The following is an 18,663-nucleotide window of genomic DNA, read 5'->3' on the forward strand; positions in this document are numbered from 1 at the left end:
GCGAACGCCGAGGGCAGGAACCGCATCCCGCTCGGCACCGAGGTCCCCGTGTCCTGCGTGGCGGCCAACAGGTCCGGCATGGTCAGCGTCAACGCCTGGTACGTGATCGCGGACGGCCCCTGGAAGGGCCTCTACGCACCGGCGAACACCTTCGCCAACGGGGATCCGGTGGGGGAACAGGGCGGCACCCACACCATCGACGTGGCCGTCCCGCGATGCTCCGAGACGTGACCCGCGCTCCTCTCGACCCGCCCTCCACCATCCGGTCGCACGATCCGTGCCTGACCCACCGGGAGCCCCGGCCATGCCCACCGATCCCGCCCGGCGATCGCCGGACGCCGCAAAGCCCGCCGCCCGTCGGCGTCTTCCCCGCTTCGCCGTGGTGTGCGGTGCCACGGTTCTCCTCGCCGCGGCGGCCGTCACCGCCGAGCTGCGCACGGCCGACGCCGCCGGCACGGGCCTGCCCGCCGGCCGGGTGCTGACGGCCGGTCAGTCGGCCGTTTCCGACGACGGGGACTACGAACTGGTCATGAAGGACGACGGCAACCTCGCGGAGTACTCCCTCCATGGAGTCTCACCGATCTACCAGGAGGTCGACGACCCCTACGGCAACGCCTACTTCGGTGGTGGCAACGCCGAGAACGGCATCCTCGTCGGCGACGACAGGCAGCTGCTGTGGGAAACCGGCACCGCGGGGCACCCCGGAGCGCGGGCGATCATGCAGGACGACGGCAACCTGGTGGTCTACTCGGCCGACGGCGGCGTGCTCTGGGCCAGTGGCACCGAGGGGCATCCGGGCGCACGACTGGAGGTGCAGTCCGACGCCAACGTCGTCGTCCACGACGCCGACGGCCGCCCTCTGTGGTCCAACAACCGCGTGAGCACGACCGATTCCGGTGACTCGGGACCCACCACGTTCCGCAACTGCGGCACCGTGGCCGGCTCCGCGCAGTGCGGCATCGCCGGCTACCTGCCGAACGGCACCGGTGTGACCATGAAATGCTGGCTCAGCAGTTCTCACCCCTCCTGGGCCCACCTGTCCACCGACAAGTGGTTCTACGTCGACGCGCACACCGGGCCGGAGCACCGGTACGGGTTCGTCAACGCGGCCTACGTCACCCATCAGATCCGGACGCCCGAATGCGTTCCCCCGGCCGGACTGGGGCAGGGACCGCCACCCGCGGCATCCGTGACCCCCGGCACGCCCGAACCCCATGCGGCTTCGGCTTCCGCGGCTGCGCCGCCTCCGGCACCGGTGACGACGCCTCCGGCCGCGCCTGCGGCCACCGCGTCACCCGAAACGCCCGCGGACCCCCCGCGGCCGTCGGCACCGACGGACCCGCCGTCGGCCTCGTCGCCCAGGTCGCGCCCGGAGCAGTCGGGCAGCCATGGCTCGCCGACCTTCACCGATCCGTACCACGCCTCGGGAGCGGGGCCGAGGATCGCGGCGATGGCGACGGTCGACGTCAGCTGCCGGGTGTACGCCCCGCAGATCGCCAGCGCGAACCCGGACGGCTGGTGGTACCGCATCGCCTCGAGCCCCTGGAACAACGCCTACTACGCCGTCGCCAACACGTTCTGGAACGGTGACGTTCCCGGCCACCGGCCCTACACCCACAACACGGACTCGTCCGTTCCCGTCTGCTGAGCCGTCTCGTCCGCGCCCGCCCCGGCCGGCGGTACTCCGCAGGCCGGCGCCGGGCGCGGCCCGGCGACCGGAGGAGACACATGAAGCACCGCTTCCGGCGATCACACTCCGGCGACCGCGTCACCGAGGCGGCCGTATCGCCGCCGGTCAGTGACCCGGCGGCACCAATGGACCTCGGTGTCGTCCGTATCCGTCCCGGCGGCCCCCGCGGCCGCGGCCCGGACGTCCGGCGGCCCGGCCGGCGGGCGGTCACGGCCTGGGTGGCCGCCGGTGCGGCCGGAGTGCTCGCCGTGGCGCTCGCCGTCACCGCCGCGTTCACGGACGGCGGGCCGGGTCAGCGGAGCCGGACTCATGCGCCCTTCCACGGGCGTCCCCTCTCACCGTCGCCCACCGCCGTCCGGCCGACCCGGTCCACCATGCCGTCGACCAGCGCGGATCCGTCGCCCTCGTCTCCGTCGTCCGGCGGTGCGCGGCGGACGCCGGGGCCCTCCGCCCGCACGAGTGGCAGTCCGACCACCCGCCCGCGTCACACCGGCACCGGCACCGCCGGTCCCCGCACCGGCGGCGGCACCAGGGAGTCGCCGGGCGGCGGGAGGAACGGCGGGCCCGGTGGCAGCACCGGGGGCGGGACCGGTGGCGGCACCGGGAGAGGCAGCGGCGGCGGTAATGGAAGCGGGACCGGAGGCGGAATCGGAGGCGGAACGGGGGGAGGCAACGGCGGCGGCCCCGCGACCGGTTCCCCCACCACCCCGGCGGTCCGGACGGAGATCCAGGGCAACGCCCACGGCGCGGACACCTTCAGCGATCACCACTCCGCGAGTGGTCCCGGCAGGCACATCGACCACCTGACGTCCGTCGAAGTCAGCTGCAACGTCTACGACCCCTCGATCGGGAGCGCCATGCCGGGGGGCTACTGGTACCGCATCGCCTCACCCCCGTGGTCCGACACCTACTACGCGGTCGCCAACACGTTCCTCAACGGCGATCCGCCCGAGGGCCCCTACTCGCACGACGTCGACGAGAAGGTCCCGGACTGTGCGTGACCGCTCGTCGGCGGACGCGGCATCGAGCGACCGCACCGGCCGGGGCCGGCCCGGCGCGGCTTACCATGCGCGCAGTCACATCAGCCCGGTAGCCGGCTGCCTGCCGGGCCTGCGCTGCCGCCGCCCGAACCAGGAGCACGGTACCGGTGTCCATACCCCCGCCCCCCGGCCCCCAGCAGCCGCACGGGCCGTATCAGCCGCCCCAGCCGCCGTACCCGCAGGGGCCGTACGGGCCGCCGCTGCATCCGCAGGGGCCGGCGTACCAGCCGTGGGCGCAGGGCTACAGCCCCTTCAACCGGCCCGCCCCCGTCAACGGCCTCGCCATCACTTCCCTGGTGTTCGGCGTGCTGTGCTGTCTGCCGGGCGTCGGGCTGGTGCTGGGGCTGATCGCGCTGCGGCAGATCCGGCGGCGGGGTGAGCGCGGGACGGGGCTCGCGGTGGGCGGCTCGGTGCTGTCCGGGATCGGGCTGGCGCTGTGGGCGCTGCTGCTGGCCACGGGCGGCGCGGCCGGCTTCTGGGAGGGAGTGCAGGAGGGGGCGCGTGACGGCGCGAACTCCTCGCTGGTGAAGGGGGAGTGCTTCGACGCGCCCGGCGGACTGCTGAGCGGCGGGACCGGCGTCGTGACCGGGGTGCCCTGCTCCGGGGCGCACGACGGCGAGGTGTTCGCCTCGTTCCGGCTGCGGGACGGCGGCTACCCCGGCGACGACTCGGTGACCGGTACCGCCGACGAGCGCTGCTACGGACTGCGGGACACCTACGCGATGGACGCCTGGGCCGTCCCCGACGACGTCGACGTCTACTACCTCACGCCCACGGAACGCAGTTGGTCGGCCGGGGACCGGGAGGTCACCTGCGTCTTCGGCAACGTGACCGAGGGTGCGGACCTCACCGGCTCGCTGCGCAACGACGCGACCGTCCTCGACGCCGACCAGGTGGCCTATCTGAAGGCCGCTCACATCCTGAACGCGGCCGTGGAGTCGGCCCCGGACGAGAAGTACGTCGAGGACGACCTGCCGGGGCACAAGGCGTGGGCCGGCCGGATCTCCACGGCCCTGGACGGACAGGCCCGGTCGCTGCGCGGACACGAGTGGCCCGCCGGGGCCCGAAAGCCGGTCACCGCCCTGGCCGCCGATCTGGACCGGGCGCGTGCCGAGTGGGCGAAGGCCGCGGAGGCGGCGGACGCCGACGCGTTCTACCGGCACTACGACACCGGTCTTCGACTGCTGGACCCGAAGGCGGGGGTCCCCGTGCGGAGGGCCCTGGCTCTGGAGACCACCCCGCCGGCCGGGGGCGGCCGTGCCAGGGGTGACACCGGGGACGGCGGGTCCGACGGCGACAGCGGCATGGCGGTATGAGCCGCGCCGCGGACGTGATGATCGCGCGCAGGTGTGGCTGCGGCCATAGCGGGGAGAAAGTGCCTGGGTAAAGCCCTCCCCGGCCCACTGTCATCACATCGAGTGATTCTCTGGCCTTTGCTTGCACGGGACAACCCACGGTTGCCAGGCTGTTGCTGTCTGTACAAACCGATGGGAGTGGCCAGTGACTTTCGGTGAGCAGCCGGCGTACTTGCGTGTCGCGGGTGATCTCCGCAAGAAGATCGTCGACGGTTCACTGCCTCCCCTTACCCGGCTCCCCTCCCAGGCCCGTATCCGCGAGGAGTACGGCGTCTCGGACACCGTCGCGCTGGAGGCCCGCAAGGTCCTGATGGCCGAGGGGCTGGTGGAGGGGCGCTCCGGCTCGGGGACGTACGTGCGCGAGCGGCCGGTGCCCAGGAGCGTGGCCCGTTCCGGCTTCCGTCCGTCCTCGGGCGCCACTCCCTTCCGGCAGGAGCAGGCCGACGCCTCGGTGCGCGGCACCTGGGAGTCCAGCAGTGCGCAGAGCACGGCCGGGGCCGCCATCGCCGAGCGGCTCGGGGTCGAGCCCGGCGCGCGCGTCATGCGTACGAAGTACCTGTTCCGGGAGGCGGGAGAGCCCATGATGCTCTCCACCTCCTGGGAGCCCCTCGCCGTCACCGGCCGCACCCCGGTGATGCTGCCCGAGGAGGGGCCGCTCGGCGGCATGGGCGTGGTCGAGCGGATGCGGGCCATCGACGTCATCGTGGACAACGTCACCGAGGAGGTCGGCGCCCGCCCCGGCCTCGCCGAGGAACTGCACGTGCTCGGTGGCGTCCCCGGTCATGTGGTCCTCGTCATCCAGCGCACCTACTTCGCCTCCGGCCGCCCGGTGGAGACCGCCGACGTCGTGATCCCGGCCGACCGCTACCGGGCCGCGTACCACCTGCCCGTGAAGTAGCGCACACCCCGGCACGCGCCGCGGGCCGGCGATCCGTCGCACGCCCTGGCACCCGGTGCCGTACCCGCCGCTGCAATCCGGCCGTTCTCCCAGGTGATCGCGGTTGCGGCCGAAGTGCCCCCGACCCACGACAACGGCACGAGGGGCGGCGCGTTCGCGGTTGCGCGCCCCCTGCGTTCTGGCTGGTTGCGTACCTCTTTGTGAAAAGGCGTATTCGCTCCGTGAAGGTTGGGCGTACGCTCGGGCATATGCGGACTGCGGTTTCCTTGGGCGGGGCTCGGCGGGCGCCCGAGTGCGAGGGAGGGCGGGGCGGTGCGAGAAGGAACGGTGGGAGCCATGAGTGAGGGCACGGGGGTCTCCCTGCCCTGGATCGTGATACGGCAGGACGACAACGGCAATCGCTACCGCGTGGGGCGGTACGCGACCCGGGCCGAGGCCCAGAAGATCGCCGACAGCCTCGACGACCACGGACACAAGCAGCTCTACTGGGTCGAGCGCATCGGTCAGAACGGGAACGGCGCCCACAACTGACCTTCTCCGCCTTCCCGTAGGCTCCGTCCCATGACGGATCGCCCCATGACGGACCGGACCGTGGTGGTGGGAGCCGCCCTTCTCGACGCCGGCCGGCTGCTCGCCGCGCGCCGCAGCGCACCCCCCGAGCTGGCCGGACGCTGGGAACTGCCCGGCGGAAAGGTCGAGCCGGGTGAGCGGCCCGAGGACGCCCTGACGCGTGAACTGGCCGAGGAACTCGGCATCGACGCCGAGCCCGTCGAGCGCGTACCGGGGGAGTGGCCGCTTAAGTCTCCGTACGTGCTGCGGGTGTGGACCGTTCGGCTGCGCGCCGGCTCCGCCGAGCCCCGGCCCCTCCAGGACCACGACGAACTGCGCTGGCTCACCCCCGACCGGCTCTGGGAGGTGCCCTGGCTCGACCAGGACGTACCCGCTGTCCGCGAGGTCGCCGCCCGTCTCGGCGCCGGAACGCGCTGAGCGGAGCCCGCGACCGCCGGACGGCATGCGGCGGAACGGGCCCCTACGCCGTTCGCACCACAGCGCGCCGTCCCGCGCGGTACTGCCCGCTGGATACCGGGTATGTGCCCATTAACCCCATGAAAACGGACATGGGTGGGCTCGCTGGCCTGGGAAGTGATCGGCGTGATCGACACCGATGGCGACTGCGCCGAGTGGATTTTCCCGGCGGAGCCAGGCGTCGTGCGCACCGCCCGCGGCGCGGTCCGCGGCCAACTGCGCGGCTGGGACCTCGACTGTGTCGCCGACCTCGCCGCGCTGCTGGTGAGCGAGCTGGTCACCAACTCCCTGCGGCACGCCACCGGCCCCATCGGCGTACGGCTGGTGCGCCCCGCGCGGCTCGGTGACACGCTGCTGGTCGAGGTCTCCGACCCGCTGCCCGACCCGCCGCGCGAGCGTGTCGCCCAGCCCGAGGACGAGAGCGGACGCGGCCTGCAGCTGGTGGCCGGCGCCGCGCGCCGCTGGGGGACCCGGCCCGGCAGTGGTGGAAAGACCGTCTGGTTCGAGCTGGCGGTGCCCGGCTGAGCGCGGTCTACATCGCGGCGCGCGCCGTCCATCGTGCGGGGCCGCCCGGCGACCAGTGCGGGAGTGCGTGATTCGAGGCCGTGTTACCTGGTTAGAAGACTGGAAGTGTTGTCGCGGCCCGGTCCGAAAAGCACCTCGACCGAGCTGTGATCGTGAACACCGTGTTGTGCGGCGCCGTAGTGCTGGATACTGCGGGCAGCCGCCCCCGGTGACCGGTGCCGGGTGCGGTGAGCTGGAGGGGACGGTTCGCGTGAGCGAGATACCAGCGAAGGCCACGGAGTCCGAGGACCCGTCGGACGGCGCTAGTGACCAGGCCGCACGCAACGCGGGCGGGCCGGGCGACGCCATGTGGCAGAGCAGTCCGCCCGGCTCCATCTACGACTACATCAGGGTCGCGTCCTTCTCCATCGGTCCCGGCGGGCTGGTCGACCAGTGGAGCCTGCGCGCCGAGCAACTCTTCGGCATCACCGCCGAACGCGCCGTCGGGACGGACCCGATCGACGCCTTCGTCGACTCGGACCTGCGCGAGCGCAGCCAGCGCAAGATGGCCGAGATCCTCGACGGGCGGGAGTGGACCGGCGTGGTGCCCTTCCGGATGCCGGACGGGCCGGACGGGGCCCGGGGCGAGGAAGGTCTCGCCGAGGTCTACGTCATGCCCACCCGGACCGCCGAGGGCGAGCGGGCCGCCGTCTGCATCGTGGTGGACGTCCGCACCCTGCGCAGCATCGAGACGGACCTCGCCGCCTCGCAGGCGATCTTCGGCCAGTCCCCGTTCGGATTCCTGCTGATCGACACGGATCTGAGAGTCCGTCGGGCCAACATGCGTTTCGCCTCCATCTTCGGCGGAACCCCGGACGACCACCGTGGCAAGGGAGTCCACGATTATCTGCCGCGTGCCGAGGCGGATCGGGTTTCGGCCACGCTGCGGCGGGTGCTGGAGACCGGTGACTCCATCACCGACATGCATGTGACCGGGTTCGTCCCGGGCTCCGAGGAGCGCCGGCACTGGTCCGTCAACCTCTACCGGGTGCACAGCGGCAGCGGCCGTCCCATCGGCATCGCCTGGCTCGGCACCGACATCACCGCCCGCCGTGCGGCCGCCCGGGAGGCGGCGGCGGCCCGGCGCAACCTCGCCCTGCTCAACGAGGCCGGCGCCCGCATAGGCAACTCCCTCGACCTGGAGACCACGGCCCGCGAACTCCTCGACGTCGTCGTCCCCGGCTTCTGCGACCTCGCCACCGTGGACCTCTACCAGGGGCTGCTCATCGGCGACGAGACCCCGCCCGGCCTCGCCGACGGCAGCGCGGAACTGCGCCGCGTCGCCTTCGCCAGCGCCGTCTCCGACGCGCCCCTCACCGGCTCGGGTGATGCCGTCGCGGTCGGCGCGGTCCACCACTTCCCCTTCAACTCGCCCTGCGCGGACGCCCTGCGCACCGCCCGGCCGCAGCATGTGCCGCCGGAGGACGGGGGACTCGTGCAGTCCACGCTGGCCGTGCCGATGGTCGCCCACGACACCGTCGTCGGACTCGCGCGGTTCGCCCGTACGAAGGGCAGCGAGCCGTTCGGCGACCGGGACCGGGACCTCGCGGTCGAACTGGCCGCGCGCGCCGCCGTCTGCATCGACAACGCCCGCCTGTACCGCCGCGAGCACGAGCGGGCGCTAATACTCCAGCGCTCCCTGCTCCCGCCCGGCGACCCCGAGGCCTCCGGCCTCGACATCGCCTGCCGCTACCTGCCCGGAAACGCGGCCACCGAGGTCGGCGGCGACTGGTTCGACGTCATAGAACTCCCCGGTCACCGCACCGCGCTGGTCGTCGGCGACGTCATGGGGCGCGGACTGCGCGCGGCGGTCGCCATGGGCGAACTGCGCACGGCCGTACGCACCCTGGCGCTGCTGGACCTCGAACCGGCCGAGGTGCTCTCCGCGCTGGACGAGATCGCCCGCGGCCTCGGCACCCCCGGGGGCGTCCAGCAGGCCACCCGCGCCGCCCGCCAGCCCCGTGACGCCGACCTCTCCGAGGTCTACCTCGCGACCTGTGTGTACGCCGTCTACGACTCCGTCACCAGGCGCTGTACGTTCGCCAACGCCGGGCACCTGCCGCCGGTGCTGGTGGAGCCCGGTGAGGCGGCCCTGATGCTCGACGTGCCGCCCGGGATGCCGCTCGGCGTGGGCGGCGAGCCGTTCGAGGAGGTCGAGGTCGAACTGCCGGAGGGCGCGCTGCTCGCCCTCTACACGGACGGCCTGGTCGAGTCCCGCGACCACCCCCTCGACGAGGGCCTCCAGGCCTTCGTGGGCGCGCTCACCGATCCCTCCCGGCCCCTGGAGGACGTCTGCGACCACGTCCTGAACGCCCTCGACACCCATCACGGCGAGGACGACATCGCGCTGCTGATGGCCCGGGTCCAGGGGCTGCCCGTCGAGTCGGTCGGCGACTGGACGCTGCCGCGCGAGCCGCGCAGCGTGGGGCGGGCCCGTGAGTACGCCCGGACGCAGTTGGTCGACTGGGGCCTCGAACCGCTGGTCGACACGACCGAGCTGCTGGTCAGCGAGCTGGTGACGAACGCGCTGCGCTACGGGGAGGGTGAGATCAGGCTGCGCCTGCTGCTGGACCGGACCCTGGTGTGCGAGGTGTGGGACTCCGGTCTCGTGCAGCCGCGGCGACGCCGGGCACGGGACACGGACGAGGGCGGCCGGGGCCTGCAACTCGTCGGGCTGCTCAGCGCGGCCTGGGGTTCGCGGCGCACGCCACGCGGCAAGACGGTGTGGTTCGAACTCCCCCTTCCCGGCGGCGAAACCAGCCTGACCGACCCGGCGGAGGCCCTGCTCAGCCTGTTCTGAGAACCTGAAGGGCGTCGCCTGCCCCGTGGCCGGGGTCAGCCCCTGCCGGAGAGCCGGAGAGCCGGAGAGCCGGAGAGCCGGAGAGCCGGAGAGCCGGGGCAGGCGGCTCACGGCAGGTGGCGGCGGGAGCGGGTCCGGGGGCCGCCGAAGCTTGCCGGGGGGCCGCCGTCCGGGTCCTCGGCCAGCAGGATGCCGCCGAGGACGGCGCCGGTGAGGCCGGTGGTGTGGCCGTCGGCGAACGGGTTCCCGTGGGCGCGCACATCCAGCTCGGCCAGCTCCCGGGCCTGCCCGGCGAGCAGGTCCGCCTCGGCGCCCGAGCCCAGGGCCCGTACCGCCTGCGCCAGCCGGGCGCGCGCCGGTGCGCCCACCGCCCCCCGGTGCACGGCGACGAAGTCCTCCGTGGTGTCGACCGAGGCGCGCGACACGAGCAGCGCGGCGGCCTCCAGTACCCCGGCACGCCCCGCCTCCAGGCGTTCCACGGCCCGTGTGATCCGCCGCAGCGCGTCCAGCGGGTCGTACGGGCCGCCGGTCAGCTCGGCGCGCACGGCGGCCGGCGCGGCGTCGGCGTGCGCGAGCCGGGCCCGCAGCTCACCGCCGGTCAGGGAGGTGCGCCCGCCCTCCTTCCGCACCCCGGCGATCTCCGCCTCCGCGCCGGTCAGCGCGGCCGGCACCAGCTCGGCCGCCTCCCGCAGCCGGGCCGCGAGCCGTTCCACGCCGCCCACCAGGACACCGGCCTGGGTGACACCGCCCTCGGCGGCGCGCAACTGGCGGGCCGCCCGCGACAGCTCGCCCGAATCGGCCGCCTGCCGCGTCTCGTTGAGCCGCTCGGTGGCGAACACCAGCCGGTCCTTGGCCTGTTCGACGTAGCCGGTGACGGGAGCGGCCGCCGAGGGCGCGTACCGCTCCCGCAGTCCGGCCGCGGTCGTCTGCGCCGCCGCCGTCCGCCCGGCCAGCTCACGGAACCGCGCTTCGGCGACCTCCAGGGCCGCGGTCACTCCCTGTTCCAGCCCGCGCAGCCGGTCCAGCTCCGCCGCCTCGGAGTCCAGCCGCCGCCCCGCCTCCGCACACCGTCCGACGACCCCCACCAGTGCCTGCCGCCGGGCCGCCGCGTCCACCGGGACCCCCTCCTCGTACCGCCGCCACATCGCGAACGCGGCCGACAGCTCGGTCTCCGCGGCCCGCAGGGCGTGCGTGAACGGCTCGACCGCCTCCGCCCCGAACAGCTCCGCGACGTAGGAGAGTTCCTCCTCGCTGCCGCGCACGCAGTCGTCCGCCAGGACCAGCGCGGCGCGGGCCTGCCGCTCGCTCTCGGCCGCGGTGGGCACGGGCGGCGCCGCCGACACCACGCCCGGTGTGGTGCGGGTCCGGGCCCGCCGGGTGCGCCGCACATACCCGTAGCCGGCGAGCACCCCGGCCGCGCCGAGGGCCGCGAGCGGCAGTACGAGGTCGGTCGTGGAGGTCTCGTCCTGCCGTGGTGCGGCGGAGCCGGCGACCGGTCCGGCCGGGGCGGCGGGAACCGGATCACCGCCCCCCGCCGTCATCACCGGCAACACCAGCCACCCGGTGCCCACGAGCGCACCGGCCGCGGCGAGCGCCAGGCGCACCCGTATGGGCGCGCGGGTGCGCCGGGGCCGGCCACGGATCCGGGAGGACGTCACATTTCGGAGCGTATGGGCAGGTGGGCGCCCGCGCGAGTGGGGCGGACGCGGCTGGGGGAACGCGATGACAGGGGGTCGGGATGGACACGGAACGGCACGGCCGGGAGACGGAACCGGACCGGAAGGCGGAACCGGAGCGGGAAACGGAACCGGAGCGGGAGACACCGCAAGGGCAGGCCCCCGAGGCCGCGCCCGCACCCGCCGACGAGCAGCCTCCACCCGCCGACGAGCAGCCTCCACCCGCCGACGAGCAGCCCCCACCCGCCGACGGCAGACGCCCCGGGCGCCGCCGCCTGCGCCGCGTCCTGGTCGCGGTCCTCCTGGCCCTGATCCTGCCCGTCCTCACCGCCGAGACGGCCCTCCGCGTCAACTACACCGGCACCCCGGCCCCCGGCACCCTCACCCGTCACAAGGACGCCCTCTGGCTGGGCCACGCCTGGGTGGACGGGCGCAAGACCGACGCGGACGTCAAGGCCCTCGCCGACCGCCTCCGGGACACCGGCATCCGCGACCTGTACGTCCACTCCGGCCCCCTGGAGCACGACGGCACGCTCCCGAAGTCGGCCTACAAGAGAGCGGGTTGGCTCACGGCGGCCGTGCACCGGGAACTCCCCGGCGTCCGGGTCCAGGCCTGGCTCGGCGACGTGCTGGCCAGCGAGGGCCCCGACGGCCTGCACCTGGAACGCGCCGCCACCCGCGAGTCGATCGTCGAATCGACCCGCGGCGTCCTCGCCGCCGGCTTCGAGGGCGCCCACTTCGACCTGGAGCCCCTCCACTCCGGTGACCGGGACTACCTCTCCCTCCTCGACGACCTGCGCGCCCTCACGCACGCCCACCACGCCCTGCTCTCCGTCGCCGCACACCAGATCGACCCGCTGCCCGGATTCCACTCCTTCTGGGGCACGACCACCGGCCATCCCAAGTGGTGGTCGCAGGCTTACTTCGGGCAGGTGGCCCGCCGCGTGGACCAGATCGCCGTGATGTCGTACGACACCATGCAGCCGCTGCAGAGCCTGTACGGCGGCTATGTGGCCCAGCAGACCAGCCTCGCCCTGGAGGTCACGCCCAGGACCACCGACCTGCTCATGGGCCTGCCCTTCTACCACGAGAACCGCTTCGGCCACTGGGCCCACGCGGAGACCGTCCCGGCCGCCGTCCGCGGCGTCCGCCTCGGCCTGTCCCGCACCGACGCGGCCCGCACCCGTTTCGGCGTCGCCCTGTACGTCGACTTCGCGGCCACCGAGGACGACTGGAGGGCGTACCAGAGGAACTGGGTGCGGCCGTAGTGCCGTCCGCTACGAGGAACGCCTCCTGATCTTCGACCCCAGCCACACCAGCGGGTCGTACTTGCGGTCGACGGCGCGTTCCTTCAGCGGGATCAGGGCGTTGTCGGTGATCCGGATGCCCTCGGGGCAGACCTCCGTGCAGCACTTGGTGATGTTGCAGTAGCCGAGGCCGTGCTCGTCCTGGGCCGTGCGCCCTCGGTCCAGGCCCTTCTCGGCGGCCGCGTCCAGCGGGTGCATGTCCAGCTCCGCGATGCGCATCAGGAAGCGCGGGCCGGCGTACGCCCGCTTGTTCTCCTCGTGGTCGCGCACGACGTGACAGACGTCCTGGCACAGGAAGCACTCGATGCACTTGCGGAACTCCTGCGAGCGTTCCACGTCCTCCTGCGACATGCGGTACTCGCCGGGGCCGAGACCGGCCGGCGGCACGAACGCCGGGACCTCCCTGGCCTTGCGGTAGTTGTAGCCGACGTCCGTCACCAGGTCCCGGACCACCGGGAAGGCCCGCAGCGGGGTGATGGTGACCGTCTCGTCCCGGTCGAACACCGACATGCGGGTCATGCACATCAGCCGGGGCCGCCCGTTGATCTCCGCCGAGCAGGAACCGCACTTGCCCGCCTTGCAGTTCCAGCGCACCGCGAGATCCGGGGCCTGGGTGGCCTGGAGGCGGTGCACGATGTCGAGCACCACCTCGCCGTCGTTGACCTCGACCGCGAAGTCCGCGAGGCCCCCGCCGTTCGCATCGCCCCGCCACACCTTGAAGCGGGCCTCGTAGCTGGTCACTCGTACAGCTCCTCTTCGGCGAGGTACTTGACCAGCTCCTCCTTCTCGAAGAGGGCGAGCAGGTCCGGGCGGACGGGTTCGGTGGTCTCCCGGGTGAGCCGGATCTGGCCCCGGGCGGGATCGGTGCCGGCGAGGGTGCCGCCGGGGTCGGCGAGCGCGCACAGCAGGTTCACGTTGCGCCAGCCGCGGTCCATCGCGGGGTGGTCCTCACGGGTGTGCCCGCCGCGCGACTCGGTGCGCTCCAGCGCGGCCCGCGCCACGCACTCGCTGACCAGCAGCATGTTCCTGAGGTCGAGGGCCAGGTGCCAGCCCGGGTTGAACTGGCGGTGCCCCTCGACGCCGGCCCGCCGGGCCCGTACCCGCAGCTCGGCCAGCTTGTGCAGGGCCTGCTCCATCTCGCCCTCCCGGCGGATGATGCCGACCAGGTCGTTCATCGTCTGCTGGAGCTCCTGGTGCAGGGTGTACGGGTTCTCCGGCGGGCCCGCCTCGCCCTCCGTCTGCGCGGAGAACGGGCGCAGGGCCTCCGCGGACGCCGTGTTGACCTGGGCGTCGTCGACCCGCGGACGCCGGTCCGCGAGTCCCCGCGCGTGCTCCGCCGCGTGCCAGCCCGCCCGGCGCCCGAACACCAGCAGGTCGGAGAGCGAGTTGCCGCCGAGCCGGTTCGAGCCGTGCATGCCGCCGGCGACCTCACCGGCCGCGAACAGCCCCGGCACCCCGCGCGCCGCGGCCGTGTCGGACTCGACGGCGATGCCGCCCATCACGTAGTGACAGGTCGGCCCGACCTCCATCGCCTCCGCCGTGATGTCGACGTCCGCCAGCTCCTTGAACTGGTGGTACATCGACGGCAGCCGGCGCCGGACGACCTCGGCGGGCATCCGCGTGGACACGTCCAGGAAGACCCCGCCGTGCGGCGAGCCGCGGCCCTCCTTCACCTCGGAGTTGATCGCCCGGGCCACCTCGTCGCGGGGCAGCAGCTCGGGAGGCCGGCGGTTGTGCTCGGGATCGTCGTACCACCGGTCGGCCTCCTCCTCCGACTCGGCGTACTTCTCCTTGAACACGTCCGGGACGTAGTCGAACATGAACCGCTTGTTCTCGGAGTTGCGCAGCACACCGCCGTCCCCGCGCACCGACTCGGTGACGAGGATGCCCTTGACCGACGGCGGCCAGACCATGCCCGTCGGATGGAACTGCACGAACTCCATGTTCAGCAGCGGCGCCCCGGCCAGCAGCGCGAGGGCGTGCCCGTCACCGGTGTACTCCCACGAGTTCGAGGTGACCTTGAACGACTTGCCGATCCCGCCGGTCGCGACGACCACGGCGGGCGCCTCCAGGACGAAGAACCGCCCGGTCTCCCGCTCGTAGCCGAAGACGCCGCAGACCTGATCGCCGTCTTTGAGGATCCGGGTCACCGTGCACTCCTGGAACACCTTCAGCCGCGACTCGTGGTCCCCGGTCTCCCTGGCGTCCTCCTGCTGGAGCGAGACGATCTTCTGCTGGAGGGTGCGGATCAGCTCCAGGCCCGTACGGTCGCCGACGTGCGCGAGCCGCGGGTACTCGTGGCCGCCGAAGTTGCGCTGCGAGATCCGGCCGTCCTTCGTCCGGTCGAACAGCGCGCCCCAGGTCTCCAGCTCCCACACCCGGTCCGGGGCCTCCCGGGCGTGCAGTTCGGCCATCCGCCACTGGTTGAGGAACTTCCCGCCGCGCATGGTGTCGCGGAAGTGGACCTGCCAGGTGTCGTGCTCGTTGGCGTTGGCCATCGCCGCCGCGATGCCGCCCTCGGCCATCACCGTGTGCGCCTTGCCGAACAGCGACTTGCAGATCACCGCCGTACGGGCGCCCCGCTCGCGCGCCTCGATCGCGGCGCGCAGCCCGGCGCCCCCGGCACCGACCACGACGACGTCCCACTCCTGCCGGTCGACCACGGACATCAATCAGTCCCTCACTGGAGTCACTAGAAGAAGCGCGGATCGTCGAAGACGCCGGACGCGACGAGATAGACGTAGAAGTCGGCGAGCGCCACGCTCACCAGGGACGCCCAGGCGAGCGGCATGTGATGGGCGTTCAGCCGCCCGACGAACTGCCACGCGCGGTAGCGCACGGGGTGCCGGGAGAAGTGTTTGAGCTTGCCGCCGACGATGTGCCGGCAGGAGTGGCAGGAGATCGTGTACGCCCAGATCAGCACGATGTTGGCCAGGAAGACCAGGGTGCCCAGGCCCATGTGACCCCAGTGGTAGTGCGGGTCCCGGAAGGACAGCACGGTGTCGTAGGTCAGCACGCCGGCGACCAGCAGGGCGGCGTAGAAGAAATAGCGGTGGACGTTCTGCAGGATCAGCGGGAAGCGGGTCTCGCCGGTGTACCCGCGGTGCGGCTCGGCCACCGCGCAGGCGGGCGGGGACGCCCAGAAGCTGCGGTAGTACGCCTTGCGGTAGTAGTAGCAGGTCAGGCGGAAACCGAGCGGGAAGATCAGGATGATGATCGCCGGGGAGACGCCCCACCAGCTTCCGAAGATCTCCGCGTTCGGCCCGGCGCGCATGGTGTGGCAGTTCTCCGCCAGGCAGGGCGAGTAGAACGGGGAGACGTACGGCGCCGCGTAGTAGTCCGCGTTCGAGAACGCCCGCCAGGTCGAGTAGACGACGAAGGCGAGCAGACCGGCCGCGGTGACGGCGGGCGCCAGCCACCAGCGGTCGGTCCGCAGATGCGGTGCGGCGATCGCGGCGCGGGTACCGCCGCGCACGCCACCGCTGTCCTGTTGGGATTCCGTACCAGTAGCCAAGACGGGACTCCGGTCGGTTCGGGGTTCAGGGAGCGTGCCGGTCGCGGGCGCCCAGACCCTCGTCGTCCGAGTCCGTCCACAGGCTGATGTCGTACGGCGTGTCGGAGATGGTGACGAGGTCGGGCCGGTTCGGGGCGGTCGCGTGGTTCGCCGCCTCGCGCAGCAGCCGCAGGCTGTCGCGCAGATGGTCGGCGTCCATCCGGACCCGGCGCATCTCCAGGCCACCGCTGCCGAGCTGCTGCTCCAGGCGTCCGATCGACCGGTGCAGGTCGTCCAGGCAGCGCTGGACGGATGTCAGTTCGTCGTGCACGGACATGACTTGCCCTCACTTCCGCGGGTCTGCGGGCCTTGAGCGGCGACGTTCATGCGCCTTGGAGTGTTGCGCGTCACACCTGGTGCTGTGAAGAGATGTGCACCGATTGGCCGAGGCGTACGGATGCACTTTCGGTGTGTTGCGCCGCACGGGTGGGGTTCGTGTCCGTTGCCGCCGTGTCGCCCGCTCTTGCCGGATCCTTTCCTCTTCAGTGGGTGCATAGATCTGATCAGCTCCATATACCGCCAAAAGTGATCGTAACGCCCGCGGCTTCCCGGAGGTAGCAGAGATGTCCCACCACGGCGTCGGCCTGCGCGCGGTCCTGCGCCCGGCCGCCTTCCTCACCGCGGGCGCCCTAGCGGTGCCGCTCCTGGCCGGCTGTGGCTCCGACGAGGAGGCGAGCCGCCCCCTGGCCGGGCAGGACATCGGCCTCGTCGCCCGCGACAAGGTCACCGCGGGCGGCACGCTGAAGTGGGCCGTGGACGCCGTACCGGAGACGCTGAACACCTACCAGGCCGACGCCGACGCGGGCACCACCCGTGTCGCACAGGCGGTGCTGCCGTCGATGTTCCGGTCCGACGCCAACGGCCGGCCGGTGGCCAACCCCGCCTATCTGGAGTCCGCCAAGGTCATCGAGACCGAACCGCGCCAGGTGGTGCTGTACAAGCTGAACCAGCAGGCGGTGTGGAGCGACGGCCGGGAGATCGGCGCCGCCGACTTCGCCGCCCAGTGGCGCGCCCTGTCCGGCAAGGACAGCGCCTACTGGACCGCCCGCAACGCCGGCTACGACCGCATCGAGAAGATCGAGCGCGGCTCCGGCGACCTCCAGGTCCGGGTCACCTTCTCGCGCCCCTACGCCGACTGGAAGTCGCTGTTCTCCCCGCTGTACCCGAAGGACGTCATGGGCACCCCGGACACCTTCAACGACGGCGCCCGCCGGAAGCTCGCCGTCACCGCGGGCCCCTTCAAGGTCGAGAAGGTCGACACCGCCAAGAAGGACGTCGTCCTCACCCGCAACCCCCGCTGGTGGGGCAGCCCCGCCAAGCTGAACGAACTCGTGCTGCACGCGGTGGACCGCGACAAGCGGGTGTCGGCGCTCGCCGACGGAACCGTGCAGATCGCCGACATCGACTCCGCCGACGCCGAGCGGATCAAGGCGGCCTCCGGCTCGGGCGGCTCCCCGCTGCGGGGCGGCGGCAAGACCTCCGCGAGCAAGCTGCGGTCCTGGGCGCTGGCGCACGGCTTCGACGCCGAACAGGTGACGGCCGGCAAGAAGAAGCTGCGCAAGGCGATCACCCGGTACCTGGAACAGCAGCAGGAACTGCGCGCCTTCGGCGTCCGCAAGTCGCTGGAGCCCGCCTACACCCAGCTCGCCCTCAACGGCGCCGGGGGCATGCTCGCCGACGAGCGGGTCCGCCGGGGCGTCGCGCGGGCCCTGGACCGCGAGGAACTGGCCAAGGTCGTGCTGACCCCGCTCGGCCTGCCCGCCGTACCGGTCGGCAGCCACCTGGCCCTGTCCGGGCAGGACGCCTACGCCGACGGCAGCGGCGCCCTGGGCGGCCCGGACGTCAAGGAGGCGCAGGCGCTGCTCACGGACGCCGGCTGGGTGGCCGGCGGACCGGTGAAGGAGCAGAAGCAGGGCGAGAAGGCGGCCGGCGCCGAGCGCGGCAAGGGCGACAAGGAGAAGAAGTCCGACGGCGGCGAGGACGGCGAGTACATCGTCGGCGAGGACGACAAGGCCAAGCAGCACGAGTCGGCCGAGGAGCGGCGGGAGAAGGGCGACGAGGGCGGCAAGCACCTCGCCCAGGACGGCAGGCAGTACACCGGCGGTGCGCCGGGCGCCTACGCCCCGCAGGGCACCGCCGCCCCGGCCGGCGCCGTGACCGCGCCGCTGGCCAAGAACGGCAAGGCGCTCGACCTGCGCTTCGTGCTTCCCTCGGGGCCGGGTTCCGGGACGCTGGACACCGTCGCCGCCCGGATCTCGGCGATGCTGGCGAAGGTCGGCATCCGCACGACGGTCACCAAGGTCTCGGACGAGAGCTACTTCAAGGACCACATCGCCTCCGGCGACTACGACCTCGCCCTGTACTCGTGGCCCTCCTCCGCCTTCCCCGCCACCGACGCCCGGCCGATCTACGGCAAGCCGATCCCGGCCGCCGACGGCTCGGTGAACATCGAGCAGAACTACACCCGGGTCGGCACCGACCAGGTCGACCAGCTCTTCGACCAGGCCGCGACGACACTGGACGAGGACGAGGCACGCGACCTGATCCGCAAGGCGGACTCCCGGATCTGGGCCGCGGCCGCCTCCATCCCGCTCTACCAGCGGCCCGAGCTGGTCGGCGTGCGCAAGGACGTGGTCAACGCGGGCGCGTTCGGCTTCCGGACGCCGGTCTACGAGGACATGGGCTTCCTGAAGAAGGGCGCGAAGATCGCACCCGGCCCGACCGCCACGAAGTGAGACCCGGCCTGTCCAGCTC

The 18,663-nt window shown here is 72.7% G+C and carries 18 protein-coding genes (1 of these 18 running past the window's edge); 11 read left to right on the forward strand and 7 right to left on the reverse strand.

Annotated features, from left to right (window positions below; all coding sequences use genetic code 11):
* Together AB0924_RS08760 and AB0924_RS08765 are read left to right on the forward strand one after the other, a co-directional pair.
* A protein-coding gene (locus AB0924_RS08760) for a hypothetical protein (RefSeq protein WP_358927437.1) crosses the window boundary here: on the forward strand, nucleotides 1–231 show its 3' portion. It extends 1,113 nt beyond the left edge of the window; the window shows 231 of its 1,344 coding nt (coding positions 1,114–1,344); its start codon lies beyond the left edge, outside the window; its stop codon occupies nucleotides 229–231.
* 73 nt (nucleotides 232–304) lie between these two features.
* Nucleotides 305–1,648, forward strand: a complete 1,344-nt coding sequence (locus tag AB0924_RS08765; RefSeq protein WP_366911011.1) for a hypothetical protein — start codon at nucleotides 305–307, stop codon at nucleotides 1,646–1,648.
* 101 nt (nucleotides 1,649–1,749) lie between these two features.
* Here AB0924_RS08765 and AB0924_RS08770 read toward each other — a convergent pair whose 3' ends face one another.
* Both AB0924_RS08770 and AB0924_RS08775 read right to left on the reverse strand, forming a co-directional pair.
* On the reverse strand, nucleotides 1,750–2,001 hold the full coding sequence (locus AB0924_RS08770; protein ID WP_366911012.1) for a hypothetical protein: 252 nt from the start codon (nucleotides 1,999–2,001) through the stop codon (nucleotides 1,750–1,752).
* A complete protein-coding gene (locus AB0924_RS08775) occupies nucleotides 1,998–2,165 on the reverse strand; it encodes a hypothetical protein (protein WP_366911013.1) in 168 nt (55 codons plus the stop codon). Before AB0924_RS08775 ends, AB0924_RS08770 begins: the two co-directional genes overlap by 4 nt.
* A 382-nt stretch (nucleotides 2,166–2,547) precedes the next feature.
* On the opposite strand from AB0924_RS08775, the gene AB0924_RS08780 reads away from it, so the two are divergent.
* From AB0924_RS08780 to AB0924_RS08810, 7 genes are all read left to right on the forward strand, one after another.
* Entirely contained in the window at nucleotides 2,548–2,691 is a 144-nt protein-coding gene (locus tag AB0924_RS08780) for a hypothetical protein (RefSeq protein ID WP_366911014.1), read from the forward strand.
* 146 nt (nucleotides 2,692–2,837) lie between these two features.
* Entirely contained in the window at nucleotides 2,838–4,046 is a 1,209-nt protein-coding gene (locus AB0924_RS08785) for a DUF4190 domain-containing protein (RefSeq protein WP_358927440.1), read from the forward strand.
* Between the two features lie 184 nt (nucleotides 4,047–4,230).
* Nucleotides 4,231–4,983, forward strand: coding sequence for a GntR family transcriptional regulator (locus AB0924_RS08790; RefSeq protein WP_358927441.1), 753 nt, complete (start codon nucleotides 4,231–4,233; stop codon nucleotides 4,981–4,983).
* Nucleotides 4,984–5,319: 336 nt separating this feature from the next.
* Nucleotides 5,320–5,514 (forward strand): SPOR domain-containing protein, encoded by a 195-nt coding sequence (locus AB0924_RS08795; protein WP_358927442.1) that lies wholly within the window; start codon nucleotides 5,320–5,322, stop codon nucleotides 5,512–5,514.
* Nucleotides 5,515–5,559: 45 nt separating this feature from the next.
* On the forward strand, nucleotides 5,560–5,970 hold the full coding sequence (locus AB0924_RS08800; protein ID WP_358927620.1) for a (deoxy)nucleoside triphosphate pyrophosphohydrolase: 411 nt from the start codon (nucleotides 5,560–5,562) through the stop codon (nucleotides 5,968–5,970).
* Nucleotides 5,971–6,105: 135 nt separating this feature from the next.
* On the forward strand, nucleotides 6,106–6,534 hold the full coding sequence (locus tag AB0924_RS08805) for an ATP-binding protein (RefSeq protein ID WP_358927443.1): 429 nt from the start codon (nucleotides 6,106–6,108) through the stop codon (nucleotides 6,532–6,534).
* A gap of 250 nt (nucleotides 6,535–6,784) precedes the next feature.
* On the forward strand, nucleotides 6,785–9,373 hold the full coding sequence (locus tag AB0924_RS08810) for a SpoIIE family protein phosphatase (RefSeq protein WP_366911015.1): 2,589 nt from the start codon (nucleotides 6,785–6,787) through the stop codon (nucleotides 9,371–9,373).
* Between the two features lie 107 nt (nucleotides 9,374–9,480).
* On the opposite strand, the gene AB0924_RS08815 is transcribed toward AB0924_RS08810, so the two are convergent.
* On the reverse strand, nucleotides 9,481–11,031 hold the full coding sequence (locus tag AB0924_RS08815) for a hypothetical protein (protein ID WP_366911016.1): 1,551 nt from the start codon (nucleotides 11,029–11,031) through the stop codon (nucleotides 9,481–9,483).
* A gap of 80 nt (nucleotides 11,032–11,111) precedes the next feature.
* On the opposite strand from AB0924_RS08815, the gene AB0924_RS08820 reads away from it, so the two are divergent.
* Entirely contained in the window at nucleotides 11,112–12,317 is a 1,206-nt protein-coding gene (locus AB0924_RS08820) for a hypothetical protein (protein ID WP_366911017.1), read from the forward strand.
* 9 nt (nucleotides 12,318–12,326) lie between these two features.
* Here AB0924_RS08820 and AB0924_RS08825 read toward each other — a convergent pair whose 3' ends face one another.
* From AB0924_RS08825 to AB0924_RS08840, 4 genes are read right to left on the reverse strand one after another with little or no spacing between them, the layout of a single operon-like run.
* Nucleotides 12,327–13,097: a succinate dehydrogenase/fumarate reductase iron-sulfur subunit gene (locus AB0924_RS08825; RefSeq protein WP_366911018.1), complete on the reverse strand. Its 771-nt coding sequence runs from the start codon at nucleotides 13,095–13,097 to the stop codon at nucleotides 12,327–12,329.
* On the reverse strand, nucleotides 13,094–15,025 hold the full coding sequence (locus AB0924_RS08830; protein ID WP_366911019.1) for a fumarate reductase/succinate dehydrogenase flavoprotein subunit: 1,932 nt from the start codon (nucleotides 15,023–15,025) through the stop codon (nucleotides 13,094–13,096). The genes AB0924_RS08825 and AB0924_RS08830 overlap by 4 nt, the downstream gene beginning before the upstream one ends.
* A 23-nt stretch (nucleotides 15,026–15,048) precedes the next feature.
* Nucleotides 15,049–15,870 carry a hypothetical protein gene (locus tag AB0924_RS08835; RefSeq protein WP_358927449.1) on the reverse strand — a complete coding sequence of 274 codons (822 nt, stop codon included), beginning with the start codon at nucleotides 15,868–15,870 and terminating at the stop codon, nucleotides 15,049–15,051.
* Nucleotides 15,871–15,895: 25 nt separating this feature from the next.
* The gene (locus AB0924_RS08840) at nucleotides 15,896–16,186 is read right to left on the reverse strand and encodes a hypothetical protein (RefSeq protein ID WP_358927450.1); all 291 of its coding nucleotides are present in this window, start codon (nucleotides 16,184–16,186) and stop codon (nucleotides 15,896–15,898) included.
* A 286-nt stretch (nucleotides 16,187–16,472) separates the two neighbouring features.
* Here AB0924_RS08840 and AB0924_RS08845 point away from each other — a divergent pair, with 286 nt between their 5' ends.
* Complete coding sequence (locus AB0924_RS08845; protein ID WP_358927451.1) at nucleotides 16,473–18,644, forward strand: ABC transporter family substrate-binding protein; 2,172 nt, start codon at nucleotides 16,473–16,475, stop codon at nucleotides 18,642–18,644.
* Nucleotides 18,645–18,663: the final 19 nt, after the last annotated feature.

It is taken from the genome of Streptomyces sp. NPDC047869 (assembly GCF_040704065.1).
GTDB lineage: Bacteria > Actinomycetota > Actinomycetes > Streptomycetales > Streptomycetaceae > Streptomyces.